This window comes from Streptomyces sp. NBC_00057 (assembly GCF_045041165.1).
Taxonomy (GTDB): Bacteria; Actinomycetota; Actinomycetes; order Streptomycetales; family Streptomycetaceae; genus Streptomyces.
Window position 1 is genome coordinate 8,692,972 of sequence record NZ_CP108256.1, and the last position, 13,396, is coordinate 8,706,367.

Consider the following 13,396-nt stretch of genomic DNA (forward strand, 5'->3'; position numbering starts at 1 on the left):
TCCAGCCCTTCCCTGGCCAGGACCGCATTTCCTGCCCTCGAACGCGTGTCGTACGCGATTCGTACGGCAAACGTACGTGATGCGTGCGTTTCATGCACCCAGGCCAGCCCCGCCCCCGTCGCCCCCGCCCCCGTCGCCGCTGCTCCGGCGGCTGCGCCGCGTCCGGGTGGCCGACGGCGAGTCGCCGCTGGACTTCCTGCCCTACCGGGAGGGCAAGCCGCTGCCGGGCGGTTTCAAGCTCGGGGTCAACCCCGGCCTGGTCAAGTGGGAGGGCACGCAGAGCGTGCTGTGGGGCGAGGGCGTCCGCGAGCAGTTCAACGCCCCGGAGCTCAACCTCGCCCGGTACATCAAGGACGGCACCGTCACCGACAAGGACAACGGAGAGTAGGTAGACCGCGATGAGCATGTTCGGGGACGGCCTGGACCAGGCGGTGCAGAAGGCGTTCACCCGCCCGATCTCGAAGTCGGCCGGCGCGCAGATGCGGATTTCGTTCGTCTTGGCCGGGACTCTCAGCTGGGTGACGGTCATGCCGGTGCCGGTCATCGCGGCCAGCAGAGGGGCGGCCGGGGTGGTGTCGTGGCGCGAGCCGCGGGCGCTCTTGCCGTCGAGGGCGAGGGTGTCGGTGCCGGCCGGGTCGTGACCCAGGAGGTCGGCCAGGCCGCCGGGACAGGTGTCCTTGATGATCCGGCGGATCGTCGCACCGCTGGGCGCCACCCGTACGGCCAGAGCGGTTGCGGTGCGGGCACCGAGGCGGGCCAGAACATCCTGCGGGGCGTAGGCCGCCCACTCCTTGATCGCTGCGAAGCTCCTCGCCCCACTCGCCACGGCGGAGCAGGCGATCAGCAGCACCGCCACGAAGGGGTGACGCCTTCCGCGCCGGCACCGCGGATCGGCCAGCGTGGCCAACCGCTCGGCCAGCGGGCCTGTTGCACGGTGCTGACGGGTGGGCGACTTGACCAGGCAGACGGTGGCAGACTGACGGCACATCGAAGCTCCGTTGTGGGACGGCGACTTGGGAAGGTCACCTCCACAACGGAGCTTCGATGCGTTCGGTCGCGCACCCGACCGGCATCGTCACACCGCCGTGACCTGCACACTCATGAGAGCACCACGACTTTGAAATCTCCCTGGGCGAGCGGGGCCGTCGCGGCCGGAGGATGCGGGGGCATCAGCGGGCTCAGCGGGTGGTGAGGGTGCGTGCCCGCCGGGCGGCCACGCACCGCTCCCCCTCAGGCCGGCCGGGTCAATCGGCCGCCGTGAAGTAGGCGGCCGGATCAAGGGAGTTGAGCGCGATCCAGCGCTGCGCCGTCGCTTCGGCGGGCGCCTGGCCGCCGCCCGCCGAAGCGCGGAAGAAGCCCTGCACGTCAAGAGCGATGAGGGGATCGTCGTCGATGCGCCGCGCCATGTCGTAGTAGACGGACAGCTCATGGACGCACCGCAGGGTGGCGGTCGGGCAGGAGCAGTCGACGCTGTCGAGGGCCGGCGCGGGCGGATGGCCCGCGTCGGCGATCGCGCGGTACAGGTCGTCGGTGAGCAGGGGCTGGATGCCGCTCAGCTGACGGGAGATCTCGGCAGTCGCCCCCGGGGACATCGGCGCGACCTCGATCGTGACCACCGAGGTGCCGCGACCTCGGCGCACGACGGCACGCACGGTCCGGTCGTCGAACGTGATCTGGACCTTCCCGTCGCGTGCCGTGCGGCGTGCGCTCGGCAGCTGGGGATCAGGACGGGTCTGGCGCAACGACTCGGCGAACCGGACCCAGTCCTTGCCCCACTTCGTGTAACCGTAGTCGTGGTCGGCCATGGTCAGTTGACTCGCTTCCGGCGCAGGACCTCGATGAGACGGTCGTCGTCCAGTCGGGTCAGCTCGGCGACGCTGGACGTGTCGGCGATGTCCGACAGCGCGGACTTGCGGTTGTGCATGGCCGCGATGTGCTCCTCGACAGTGGTACCGGTGGTCAGGGTGGTGACGGTGACCGTGCGGGTCTGACCGATCCGGTGGACCCGGTCGGACGCCTGGGCCTCCACGGCCGGGTTCCACCACCGGTCGAAGTGGATGACGTCGGCCGCGCGCGTGAGCGTGAGCCCGGTGCCCCCTGCTTTCAGACTGAGGACGAGCACCTTCGGACCGTCGTCGGACTGGAACCGGCGGACGATGTCGGCCCGCTGCTCCTGGTTCAGGCCACCGTGGAAGAACGGCGTACTCACCCCGAACTGTTCGGCGAAGTGCCGGACCAGCAGCTCACCGGTCTGCCGGTACTGGGTGAAGACGAGGGTCGGAGAGTCGTTCTCCAAGTTGTTGGCCACGATGTCGGCGCACAGGTCGAGCTTGCCCGACCTGCCCGACAGCTCACCGAGGTCGTCCGTGATCAGGCCCGGATGGTTGCAGACCTGCTTGAGCGACGTCAGGACCGCGAGCACCTTGGTCTGCCGCTGGGCGCCGCTGCCAAAGCCGTCGTCGATGACCTGGTCCAGCAGCCGGTCGTACAGCTGCTCCTGCTCCTCGCTGAGGTCGCAGATGAGATCGGCGTGGATCTTGGGTGGGAGTGACCCTGCGACCTGGGACTTCTTCCGCATCAGCACGACCGGCTCGATGGCCCCGCGCAACCGGGCGGAAGCGGCCGGGGAGCCGTCCGCGATCGGCCGCACGAAGCGACGGCGGAACTGCGTCCGGTTCGCGAACAGGTGCGGTGCGACCAGATTGAGCAGGGCCCACAGCTCGTCGAGGTGATTCTCGACGGGCGTTCCGGTCAGGGCGATCCGCGCGTCGGCCGCGATGGTGCGCGCGGCCTTCGACACCTGCGTACGGGGGTTCTTCAGGACCTGCGCCTCATCGAAGACCGCGGTGCTCCACTGGATCCCCGCCAGGGCCGGGCTGTGCATGCGCAGCGTGGGGTAGCCGGTGATCACCACCGTGCCGCTGTCCACCTCGGGCAGCGGCCCGCCGCGCCAGATCGTGGTCCGCAGTCCGGGTGCGAACCGCGCGATCTCGTGCGCCCAGTTCCCCACCAACGACGTGGGGCAGACCACCAGTTGCGGCGCCTTTTCGGCGCGTCCGGCGACACAACCGATGGTCTGCAGGGTCTTGCCGAGTCCCATCTCGTCGGCCAGTACCGCGCCGCCGTGCGTCTCGATGGTCTCGCGCAGCCAGCTCACCCCGCGCACCTGGTAAGGCCGCAGCTTGGCGGTGAGCGCCGTGCGCATCTCGGCCCCCACCGAGGTGGTGCGGCGGAAGACGCCGCCCGCGTGCTCTGCCGTCGTCACGGCGACACCTGTGGCGTCGGGGACCGCGTGCGCGGCGATCGGCAGAGCCGACTCGCCGCCCGCGATCCACGACCGCCAGACCTTCACCGACCGGCCGGGCGAGTCGAGGGGCACGGCCACGAGCCGGTCCGGCTCGATCAGCACGCAGTCGACGTCGGACACCTTGAGCCTGCCGAGGTCCGGCGTCGGCACGACCAGGGGAACGGTCTCGACGTCGCCGACCGGCGGGGCCGCCCCCACGGCGCCGTCGGCCCAGGTCCACAGGGCGAATATGTGCCGGTCGGGCAGGTAAGTGGCCTGACTGTCCGACCGCGCCTCGGGGAGTTTCTGCCTGGTTCCCATGGCGTCAGCGGGTGCCCACGTCGTCGCCCTCGCGGACGGGCCGGGCATCGGCCCCGGCCCGGGGGGCCGCCTCGTCCGTGGTCGGGCCGTCTTCCTGCGCGGGCTCCGGCTCGCCCCCGGCAGCCGCGGGCTTGCGGACCGCGCGCAGGGCCAGCAGTAGTACAGCCGCGCCGAAGAGCGCGATGAGCATGATCCAGATTGCACCGACGTGCATGGCGTGGACGAACGCGTCATCGGCGGCGTACCCGAGCGCGGGCAGGTGGGACGTGGTGGCGACGTGCCGGGCCTGTTCGGCGGAGACCCGCGCCTGGTCCCGCACCGGTCCGGGGACACCGTGCAGCGAGGGTTCGATCGCGCGCCGGTACACGATCGACATGATCGTGCCGCCGACGGCGATCCCGATCACGCTGCCGGTCTGGCGCACGGTGTTGGTGACGGCCGATCCGGCGCCGGCGCGTTCCAACGGCAGGGTGCTGATCAGCGCCGCGGTCACCGGGCCGATCACCATGCCGATGGACAGGCCCTGGACCAGCAGCAGGACCTCGATCCAGACGAGGGGAGTGCTCAGCCCGAAGAGCCCGTACGCGCCCATGGTCAGCGCCGCGACGGTGAGGGCCGGCACGGCGACGAGCCGCAGCGAGCAGCGATGCACCAGGCGCGCGCCCACGGGTGCCCCCAGGATCGCGCCGAGCGCGGTCGGGAGGCTGGCCAGGCCCGCCTCGATCGGCGAGTAGCCGCGGGCGCCCTGCAGGTAGAACGCGTTGTAGAAGGTGACGGCGGAAATGGCGAACAGAAGCAGTCCGAGGGCTAAGTTGCCGCCACCGAACGCGCGCTGGGCGAGAAGCCGGGGGTCGAAGCTCGGCATCTTGCTGCGCAGTTCGACGCGGACGAACACGGCCAGCAGGATCAGTCCGACGACGATCGGCGCCCAGACGTCCGTACGGCCCCAGGCCGCTACCTGCCCCGTGCGGATCAGTCCGTAGGCGAGCGCCGCGAGGCCGCTGATCGACAGCAGCATTCCGGCCGGGTCCAGCGGTCGCACGACGGGGCTGCGGAAGTTCGGGACCAGCAGGGCGATGCCGATCAGCGCGAGGACCACGACCGGGACGTTGACCAGGAAGACCGAGCCCCACCAGAAGTGGTCGAGCAGCACGCCGGCGAGCACCGGGCCCACGGCCATGCCGACGCCGGCGGAGGTCGAGGAGATGGCGATCGCGGTCGACCGCGCCGGGCCGGTGAATGTCCACATGAGGATGGCCAGGTTGCCGGGCATGATCAGCGCGCTGCCGACGCCCATCGCGGCCCGGGCGGCGATCAGCTGCCCCGCGTCGCCCGCGAACGCCGCCCACACCGAGGACGCGGCGAAGACCACCAGGCCTGTTGCGAGCACGGTCCGGTGACCGAAGCGGTCGCCCAGCGCGCCCGCGGTGAACATCAAGGTGGCGAAGGCCAGCGTGTACGAGCCGGTGGCCCACTGCAGCTCGGGCGGGCTGGCGTTCAGCCCACGGACCGGGTCCGCGAGGGTCTCCAGGGTGGTACTCAGGACGGTGTTGTCCAGCCAGATCAGCAGTGAACACACCATGAGAACGGCAAGAATCAACTGCTGCCTGGACTTCGGCAACGTGGATGTAGTCATGAATACCTTCGGATTCGGTCTGGAAAACCTGACGAGCGGACCGTAAGCAACCATCAGGCGGGTGTCAATTCCCTGGCGACCGGTAACAGTCGGCGATTTTCCGGCGTACCCGAGGGCATGCCGCCCAGCGTTCTGTCAATTCTTGAAGATGTGACCGGGCCGGCGATTTAGTACGCTCCCGGGGGCATGCCGCCAAGTGCTCTGTCAATTTCTGAACCTGATGTTTGACCTCGCGGGAATTCCGTGCCCCACCTCGCGTTCTGCCTCTGTCCCGCCCCGTGCTCCGTTCCGGGCACGGAGGCGGGACACGGGGGCGGGCGCCCCCGCCGGTGCGTCTGCTCCCGGAGCCCGTCCTGGGGCCATCGGGAGCGGCAGAGTACCCAGACGGCTACCCCGTGCGGGCGGCCCTTTCGGCCTGCCGATTCAGCGGGCCGAACGTCCTTCCCCGCATATCTTCCGAATGGGAGGGTCGGAATTCACCCGGGTCAGCGGAACGGAAGTCGGCGGGGTTTCCATGGAGAGGCAGGGGATGACCCTACAGGGCCAATGGTGGAGCGAAAGCGACAGTTATGTCTCGGACATTCTCTCGGTGTGCTCATTGGATTCGGACCGTCCAGTTCTTCGCTGGCGCGGTCAGGTGATATCAGGTGCCGAACTGAACCGTTCCGTCCTCGAGATATTCCATACGCTGCGTGACAACGGCGTACGGAAAGGGGATGTCGTAGCCGTACTGGTTAGCGGCCACGGACGCCGCAGGCCCGAGATGTTCGGAACTGGTTCCAGCATGAATGGCAATTCGCCGAACGTCGCAAGAACCGTGACCAGATGGTTCCAACAAGGGCGTCCCAGCAGATCAAAACCACCAGGTCACCTCACCGCACCGGTTCCAACTATCGTGTCCCGGCTCAGCGGGAGGGAGTGAGCCCTTTGTATGGTTCACCCGCTGGCGGGGGCCCGCTACCGCAGAGACAACGCCAGGGTGACCCGCATGTCGCCCTCGGCCAGGACGTCAAGGACTTCGGCGAACAGGTCGTACGGCTGACCGTTCAGCGTCGGGGCGTCGGCATCATTCGGCGGCGGAATGGTCCTCGCGGTCCCACTTCCACCTCCAGAACGCGGAGAGACGGTGGTCGTACTCGAAGCCGGGGCGGGAGAGCGGGCCTACCCGTTCGATCGCCTCCCCGGTGCGCGGGTGGTCCCGCCGGAGGAGACCGTAGGCGGCGTTGAGCCGCGTCCCGAAGTCGTCCTCGTCGAGCAGGGCCACAAGAGCGTCGGTGACCGCCGCGGTACGGTCCACGCTGTCCGCGACGGCCTCCGCGGTACAGGCTTGCACATCGGCCACCGGATCCCGGAGCAGCCCGACGATGACGTCTGTGAAGTCGGGGCTGCCGTCGTGGGCCGCGATCAGTGCCCGGCCGGCTCCGGCACGCACTCCCCAATCCTCGTCCCCGGCGAGCGATAGCAGGGCAGCGTGAGCCGCCGCGTCGAGGGGAGGGGGCGGGGTATTCCAGCTGAGCAGGAGGTCGGGGACCTGGGCACGGACACGCGGGTCCGGGTGGCCGGCGTGCCGCAGTCCCGCGGCCTTCGATTTCCGGTGCTCCGTCTCGCTCAGGACGCGGAGCACCTCGGCGAGGACGCCGGGGTCGTCCTCCCCATCTGTCGCCCAGGCGACGAGCAGTTCCGCCGTCTCCTTCTCGTAGGAGTTCCGCCAACTCGACGGCGACAGGAGGTACCAGTGGAGGACGTCGAGGACGAACCGGCGGTGCTCCGGATCCGGGTTGTGGCGGTACGCCGTGACGGCCGACCACGTCTCCTTGCTGCGGCGTTCACTGAGGACCCACCGGGCGGACGACCAGTCGACATGGTCCGGGTCGCGCCGTGCCACGGCCCTGACCACTAGCTCGTCCACGGGCGTCAGAATGCGGAAGGCCCATTCCAGGTTTGTGAGGATCGCGCCGTGCCCGCCGCGGACCGTTAGGCCACCGAGCGTCAGCTGCGCCACATGGTTGTACTCGTCGTCCATCACCAGGGACTGACACACGGGGCCGGACCCACCCGTCCTGCTGCGGAGTTCGTCCTCCGCGCTCCGCTCGTACCAGTGCCGGGCCAGGGCGAGCAGCTGTTCCCTTCCGACCTCCGAGAGGCGCAGCCGGGGCTCCCTGCCCAGCACGGCTTCCGCCACCGCTGGAGAGCCGCCGTTGATTGCCCGTATCAGCGGAGTCGTTCCGTCCGGCAGCTTCCGGTCCGGATCCGCGCCACCCTCGACAAGTGCCTCCGCGACGGCAACGTCATAGGCGGCGACCGCCAGGCACAGCACCGGCAGGCCGTCGTCCGTGACCGTGTCCGGGACCGCTCCGCCCTCCAGCAACGCGGTCACGGCATCCGCGTCCCCTCGCCGGACCGCCGCTACGAGCTGTGTATCGTCCATGTTCCGCTGAGCCCCCGTCTCGGAATGAATCGTCGGCCGATGGGCCCGACCCAGGTGACGGTAGTCGGCGGGGCTACGCCGAGGCCCGTCCATGAGGTCGCCGTCGAACGAGGGCCCGAAGTCCGGGCCATCACGAGGAACCACGCCTACCACCTCATGAGCGCTCCACTCGGCGAAAACCGCCAAGTGGAGCGCTCAGTCACACCCGGACCGACGTGGTCCGGGGCTCGCTCGCGTATCCGCAGGGGGTCGGATGCGCATGCCGCGGACCGACCACGCGGGCAAGCCCAAGGTGGCCCTGGGCAAGCCCGCGTTGTCGGTGGCGGCTGGAAGGCTGGAGCGATGAACGGCGATGAGCAGCTGCTGAACGGCCGCGTGTACGGCCACGACCACGACGACCCCAACTCCGGCCCGCTCCCGCACCAGACCTACGCCACGCTCATCGGCGGGCCGCTGGACGGGCTACTGCTGGACATCACGGGCTGGCGGCCGGAGGAGATCGACGACGGCGTTGCCCTGTTCACCGAGCTCGGCCGGTGGCCCGGCGGGCGGTCGCTGTACGACCCGCGCCCCGGCGAACCCCGCAAGACGGGCCCTGGTGTGAGCTGCCGCTTCTACTACTCCGGCGACACGCCGTGACCGGCTCCGCGCACAGATCCCGGTCCCCAACCATGCGTCGCTCGTCCGGGGCGGGTACCGGCGAACGTTCCCGGCGACCCACGGGTCTTGATGTACTGGCCCTTCGGAGAACAGAGCAGGGGAGCGCAACGGCCGGGTACAGCCGGGGCTACAGCGTCGAGCCGCAGGGCGACTGGGAGGACTTCACGTGGGTGGTGTGGCGGATCAACGTCGACGACCCCGAACAGCGCGTTGCCTCATCCTTCGAGCCGTCCGGCCGGACACCGGATCTCGCTGAGCGTACCCGGCAGCCGATGACGGAACTCGCGGCCTCACTGGGCTGCGTGTACAAGGACTGCTGCGACGACGACTCTTCCGAGGACGACATCCCGTACCACGCCTGGTGGGTCCGCGTGCCCCGGGCCGAGTACACCCGGCGCAAGGGGTTGCGCGGCGGTGGATGCGGCGTGGGCGGCGGCCCGGCTGACCGAGGCGCTTGGGACCCGTTGCCGCGTTGCAGGCCGTTAGTCTGTCGGTATGTCAGAGCGTGTCATGCCCGGTCGCACGGACGGCCTGATCACCCTGGGTGCTGCGGACGCTCTGTGGGTCGATTTGACGGCCGACAGTGCTGTGCCGACGGCTTCTGGGGCATTCACCTGCTCTCCTGCCCATGCCCGGGTGGGGTACGTCCTGCTCGGCGGCCAGGCGGTGGCGACGGTGAGGGCGAGCGGCGGTCAGTTGAGTGTTCCGGAGGCTGAGGTGCGCCGGGCGGCCGCGGAACTGAACGCGGTTGGGATGGATCGGCAAGACCTCGTCCGCATCGGTCCGTTTCGTGGGGCGCCGAGGCAGGAGTGCAACGAGGAAACGCCGCTGCGTTGGCGTCGGCGCATCACGGGGGAACTGCAGGAGCTGGGCGGCCCCGAGCGGGCAGCACGACGTGAAGACGCCCGGCCGTACCATCTGGCGGGGATCGACTGGCGACAGATACTCGTGGAGCAGACCCGCGACGGGACGCAGCTCACGTGGTGGCTGCCGCGCGCTGTGGTCAGGCTGCTGGACGCGGCCGAGCACACCGAAACACAATGGGTGCAAGCCGCGCGGACCCGCCAGGCAAGCGCAGCCGTTACCGAGCCGCCCTCCCACCCCCGGCAGGACCGAGACGCCGACGGCCGGCAGACGACGAGCCCCGAGGCCCCCACCGCCTCACTGCGCCCGTACAACAAAGAGCTGGAAGGCCAGCTGTACTCGGTGCTCAGCAGGAAGCCCGGTACCTCCCGCAGGGTGGCTGGGTGGGCGTGCGCCGTCTGCCGCACTGCGCCCGCCACAGTCCTCGACCACTGCCACGAACACGGCTACATCCGCGCCCCCGTCTGCCAGTCCTGCAACACACAGGAACGCCCCGACCACCTGTACAGCAACGACATCCGCGTGGCGAACCGCTACACACGCCTCTTCCACACCGACACCGACGACTGGCTCCGCCACTGGCACCGCTGCCCCGGCTGCCGCGCACGCACCACCTTGCCCCTGCCGCACCTCGCCGCATGGACCGCCCACATAGCCTGCCGATCGCTGCGCCCGACCCACCGCGCCCCCCGCGGGCGCAAGCCCTGCGGTGTCCTGCGTGTATCCTGGGCGGGCAGTCAGAAGGCGCCCCGTTCCTGCCTGCTCACTGTCGCCGTCGACTTCTGCCCCTCCGGCGAGCACCGTGTCCTGGCGCGAGTCCCCTACCGCGAAGCCGCCGAGCGGTTTCGTCTCTGGTTGGCCGAGACGGCCCCTGCCGTGGCCGCCGCGGCCGGTCCTGACCGCTTGGACGGCCTCCCTGCCCAGTTCCGGCCAGTCATCGCGGACACCAGCGGCGAGGGCCTAGCACTGTTTTGAGCGAGCACCGGGAGACCCGACACCCCAACGTCACCTCGCAGTTGCTGGCCCCCGACACGCTCACCCCGCACGCCCAGCGAAATGCGCAGCAGAGTTGCCGCGATGCGCAAAGCCGCCCGCCGGCTCGGGTGGAAGGCCAACACCATTGGGATGATCGGCACACAGCACGGCACCGTGGTCGTCGTCCAGGACGTACGCGAGGTGCCCGAAGAGCACCAGGCCGCTCTCAACAACATCCCTCTTCGGCCCCGCGGCGGAGGAAGCCACAACGCCGCTCTTCGCACGGCAGACCAGGCGACTGCCGCCCCGGTCGTCCTGCGCGAGGCCCTCACGAGCCCCCATGCGTGGCAGCGACTCGAACGCTTCGTGGCGGCTCTGCGCTATCCCACGATCGGCGAGGCGGCCAAAGCACTCGGCACCACCCAGCCCGCGCTGACGATCCAGATCACGCACCTGGAACGTGACCTTGGACAGCCCTTACTCGAACGAGCTGAACGCGGCCGAGCTATGAAGGCGACACCCTTTGGAAAGCGTGTGATCGCGGCGGCCAGAGAGCTCCTTGCGGAGGAGAAACCAAGGCAGTGAGTTCACGGAGCTTTCACTGCCCCAGGCTGGCGGCCTTGAGGACGCGTTGGGCGAACACGTCCTCACGGCGGTCTGCCATCTGCTGCAGCGCGTCTTTGCGATCCCGCCTGGAGAGCCGGTCGAGATACGTGTGACCGAAGAGGTGATCGGTCTCGTGTTGCAGACACCGGGCGAAGTAACCCGGGGCCCTGACCCCGGATTTTGGACACCGGAGAGACTTGGATCTTGATGGTCCAGGAGAACGGAGTCCCTGTGGGGATGAAGCACTACCCCGCCGAGTTCAAGGCTGACGCGGTCGCGTTGTACCAGTCCCGTCCAGGAGCGACGATAAAGTCGGTCGCCACCGACCTCGGGGTGAACACCGAGACGCTGCGGAACTGGATCCGGGCCGCTGACGGACGCCGGTCCGGTACTCACTCCACACCTGCGGCGCCGCGGCCTGACGGTGACGGGGTTCAGGCAGAGCTGACCGCCGCGAGGAAGAGGATCCGCGAGCTCGAGGAGGAGCGGGACATCCTCCGCAAGGCAGCCCGGTATTTCGCCGGGGAGACGCGCTGGTGAGGAGCTGTCAGTAATTTACTGACAGCTCCTGAACCGCTGCCAGTTCGTTGAGGATCACCAGCGCCGGTTCGGCGTCAAGCGGCTCTGCGACATCTTGGGCATCGCCCGCTCGAGTTTCTATTACTGGCGCCGCACCGCCCCGGACCGCGCGGCCCGGCAGGCCGCCGATGAGCGGCTCGCGGCCCGGATACGCAAGGTCCACCGCAATTCCGACGGCACCTACGGAGCCCCGAGAGTCACCGCCGAGCTCCGCGACGAGGGCGGTCAGACGGTCAATCACAAGCGTGTCGCCCGGATCATGCGGGCCATCGGCCTTGAGGGTGTGCGCCTGCGGCGTCGGCACCGCACCACCGTCCCGGACCCGGCCGCGGCGAAGGCGCCGGACCTGATCGGCCGGGACTTCACCGCCGAGGCCCCGAACACGAAGTACGTCGGCGACATCACCTACCTGAGCGTCGGCAGCGGGAGGTTCTGCTACCTCGCGACTGTCATCGATCTCTGTTCACGACGTCTGGCCGGGTGGGCGATCGCCGACCACATGCGCACAGAGCTCGTCACCGACGCCCTGGCGGCGGCCGAGCGGACGCGCGGCAGCCTCGCCGGAGCAGTGATGCACACCGATCACGGGGCCCAGGGCGGATTCAACCGGTCGTTGCAACACCTCGTCCTCGGAGGTGTTGATGGGCAGGCCAGCAGGGTGGATGGCAGCGTTGACCGGGCGTTCGCCGATGAAGTCACCAGGTGCGCCGGCGCTACGGCGGGAAGCGGAACGTCAGTTCTGGCGGGAGATCGCGAAGGGACTGCTCCCGGAGGAGGCGGCAGCTTCGGTCGGCGTATCCCGAGCGGCGGGGGGAAGATGGTTCCGCCACGGTGGCGGCATGCCACCAATGGATCTTGCTCCGCAGTCCGGCCGGTACCTGTCCTTTCACGAGCGGGAAGAGATCGCGATCCTGAAAGCGCAGGGCATCGGGGTCCGGGAGACCGCGCGACGTCTTGGCCGTGATCCTTCGACGGTGTCCCGGGAACTGAGGCGCAACGCCGCGACTCGTGGCGGCTGGCTGGACTACAGGGCTTCGGTCGCCCAGTGGAAGGCCGATCTGGTGGCCCGGCGCCCGAAAACCGCGAAACTGGCGGCCAACGACCGGTTGCGCGACTACGTACAGGAAAGGCTTTCCGGCCAGGTCAGCCGCCCCGACGGGACGATGATGGGGCCAGAGGGGCCGCGGTGGAAGGGAAGGAACAAGCCGCACCGCGGCGACCGCCGGTGGGTCATGGCGTGGAGTCCGGAGCAGATCGCGAACCGGCTGAAGGTCGACTTTCCCGATGATGAGTCCATGCGTATCAGCCACGAGGCGATCTATCAGGCCCTGTTCATCGAAGGCCGGGGAACGCTCAAGCGCGAGCTCGTCGCCTGCCTGCGCACCGGCAGGGCCCTGCGGGTGCCCCGAGCTCGGTCCAAGCGGACGTCGTGGGCCCACGTCACGCCCGAGGTGTTGATCAGTGAACGGTCGGCCGAAGCCGACGACCGGGCCGTTCCGGGACACTGGGAGGGCGATCTTCTGATCGGACTGGAGAGGTCGGCGATCGGCACGCTGGTCGAGCGCACCACCCGGTTCACGGTGCTCGTCCACCTTCCCCGCGAGGACGGCTACGGCACGGTTCCCCGCACCAAGAACGGGCCGCCGCTGGCCGGCTACGGAGCGGTGACGATGAAGAACGCGCTGGCAGCAACGGTCGGCACCCTGCCCGGGCAACTATGGCGGTCGCTGACCTGGGACCGCGGCAAGGAGCTGTCGGCACACGCCCAGTTCACGATCGAGACCGGCATCCCGGTCTACTTCGCCGACCCGCACAGCCCCTGGCAGCGCGGCACCAACGAGAACACGAACGGCCTGTTGCGCCAATACTTCCCGAAGGGAACTGACCTTTCTCGATGGGCGGCTGAGGATATCGAGGCGGTCGCTGCCACGCTCAACAGCCGGCCCCGGAAGAGCCTCGGTTGGAAGACGCCCGCCGAGGCCCTCAACGACCATCTACTATCGATGAAATAAGCCGGTGTTGCATCCACTGGTTGAACCTG

The 13,396-nt window shown here is 69.2% G+C and carries 10 protein-coding genes and 4 pseudogenes; 8 read left to right on the forward strand and 6 right to left on the reverse strand.

The genetic code is table 11. The features are described 5' to 3' along the window. Positions 1 to 160: 160 nt before the first annotated feature. Both OG953_RS40930 and OG953_RS40935 read left to right on the forward strand, forming a co-directional pair. A pseudogene (locus OG953_RS40930) lies at positions 161 to 388 on the forward strand (transcriptional regulator); the annotation flags it as partial. 10 nt (positions 389 to 398) lie between these two features. After that, a pseudogene (locus OG953_RS40935) lies at positions 399 to 486 on the forward strand (XRE family transcriptional regulator); the annotation flags it as partial. Between the two features lie 175 nt (positions 487 to 661). On the opposite strand, the pseudogene OG953_RS40940 reads toward OG953_RS40935, so the two are convergent. The 5 genes and pseudogenes from OG953_RS40940 to OG953_RS40960 form a co-directional block, all read right to left on the reverse strand. Next, positions 662 to 988: pseudogene (locus OG953_RS40940) on the reverse strand (transposase family protein); the annotation flags it as partial. Between the two features lie 256 nt (positions 989 to 1,244). Then, complete coding sequence (locus tag OG953_RS40945) at positions 1,245 to 1,805, reverse strand: hypothetical protein (protein WP_405690985.1); 561 nt, start codon at positions 1,803 to 1,805, stop codon at positions 1,245 to 1,247. Between the two features lie 2 nt (positions 1,806 to 1,807). Further along, positions 1,808 to 3,607 (reverse strand): DEAD/DEAH box helicase, encoded by a 1,800-nt coding sequence (locus OG953_RS40950; protein ID WP_405690987.1) that lies wholly within the window; start codon positions 3,605 to 3,607, stop codon positions 1,808 to 1,810. A 4-nt stretch (positions 3,608 to 3,611) separates the two neighbouring features. Continuing rightward, positions 3,612 to 5,243 carry an MFS transporter gene (locus tag OG953_RS40955; protein ID WP_405690989.1) on the reverse strand — a complete coding sequence of 544 codons (1,632 nt, stop codon included), beginning with the start codon at positions 5,241 to 5,243 and terminating at the stop codon, positions 3,612 to 3,614. 1,066 nt (positions 5,244 to 6,309) lie between these two features. Then, entirely contained in the window at positions 6,310 to 7,671 is a 1,362-nt protein-coding gene (locus OG953_RS40960; protein ID WP_405690991.1) for a HEAT repeat domain-containing protein, read from the reverse strand. 342 nt (positions 7,672 to 8,013) lie between these two features. Between OG953_RS40960 and OG953_RS40965 the strand changes: the two genes are divergently transcribed. The 3 genes from OG953_RS40965 (at position 8,014) to OG953_RS40975 (ending at position 10,755) form a co-directional block, all read left to right on the forward strand. Then, a complete protein-coding gene (locus OG953_RS40965) occupies positions 8,014 to 8,310 on the forward strand; it encodes a hypothetical protein (RefSeq protein ID WP_405690993.1) in 297 nt (98 codons plus the stop codon). A 516-nt stretch (positions 8,311 to 8,826) separates the two neighbouring features. Beyond that, entirely contained in the window at positions 8,827 to 10,170 is a 1,344-nt protein-coding gene (locus OG953_RS40970) for an endonuclease domain-containing protein (protein ID WP_405690995.1), read from the forward strand. 81 nt (positions 10,171 to 10,251) lie between these two features. Continuing rightward, positions 10,252 to 10,755 carry a LysR family transcriptional regulator gene (locus OG953_RS40975; protein WP_405690997.1) on the forward strand — a complete coding sequence of 168 codons (504 nt, stop codon included), beginning with the start codon at positions 10,252 to 10,254 and terminating at the stop codon, positions 10,753 to 10,755. Between the two features lie 13 nt (positions 10,756 to 10,768). Here the strand turns inward: OG953_RS40975 and OG953_RS40980 are convergent. Continuing rightward, a pseudogene (locus tag OG953_RS40980) lies at positions 10,769 to 10,948 on the reverse strand (peptide deformylase); the annotation flags it as partial. 35 nt (positions 10,949 to 10,983) lie between these two features. On the opposite strand from OG953_RS40980, the gene OG953_RS40985 reads away from it, so the two are divergent. From OG953_RS40985 to OG953_RS40995, 3 genes are all read left to right on the forward strand, one after another. After that, positions 10,984 to 11,316, forward strand: coding sequence for a transposase (locus tag OG953_RS40985; protein ID WP_405692378.1), 333 nt, complete (start codon positions 10,984 to 10,986; stop codon positions 11,314 to 11,316). Between the two features lie 94 nt (positions 11,317 to 11,410). Then, positions 11,411 to 12,319 (forward strand): IS3 family transposase, encoded by a 909-nt coding sequence (locus OG953_RS40990; RefSeq protein ID WP_405690999.1) that lies wholly within the window; start codon positions 11,411 to 11,413, stop codon positions 12,317 to 12,319. Further along, entirely contained in the window at positions 12,204 to 13,367 is a 1,164-nt protein-coding gene (locus tag OG953_RS40995) for an IS30 family transposase (protein ID WP_405691598.1), read from the forward strand. The genes OG953_RS40990 and OG953_RS40995 overlap by 116 nt, the downstream gene beginning before the upstream one ends. Positions 13,368 to 13,396 lie beyond the last annotated feature (29 nt).

Bases quoted from the DNA above. Each gene is read 5' to 3' on its own strand.
- OG953_RS40945 (WP_405690985.1), bottom strand. From the start codon at position 1,805: ATGGCCGACCACGACTACGGTTACACGAAGTGGGGCAAGGACTGGGTC.
- OG953_RS40970 (WP_405690995.1), top strand. From the start codon at position 8,827: ATGTCAGAGCGTGTCATGCCCGGTCGCACGGACGGCCTGATCACCCTG.
- OG953_RS40975 (WP_405690997.1), top strand. From the start codon at position 10,252: ATGCGCAGCAGAGTTGCCGCGATGCGCAAAGCCGCCCGCCGGCTCGGG.
- OG953_RS40965 (WP_405690993.1), top strand. From the start codon at position 8,014: ATGAACGGCGATGAGCAGCTGCTGAACGGCCGCGTGTACGGCCACGAC.
- OG953_RS40985 (WP_405692378.1), top strand. From the start codon at position 10,984: ATGGTCCAGGAGAACGGAGTCCCTGTGGGGATGAAGCACTACCCCGCC.
- OG953_RS40995 (WP_405691598.1), top strand. From the start codon at position 12,204: ATGGATCTTGCTCCGCAGTCCGGCCGGTACCTGTCCTTTCACGAGCGG.
- OG953_RS40955 (WP_405690989.1), bottom strand. From the start codon at position 5,243: ATGACTACATCCACGTTGCCGAAGTCCAGGCAGCAGTTGATTCTTGCC.
- OG953_RS40950 (WP_405690987.1), bottom strand. From the start codon at position 3,607: ATGGGAACCAGGCAGAAACTCCCCGAGGCGCGGTCGGACAGTCAGGCC.
- OG953_RS40960 (WP_405690991.1), bottom strand. From the start codon at position 7,671: ATGGACGATACACAGCTCGTAGCGGCGGTCCGGCGAGGGGACGCGGAT.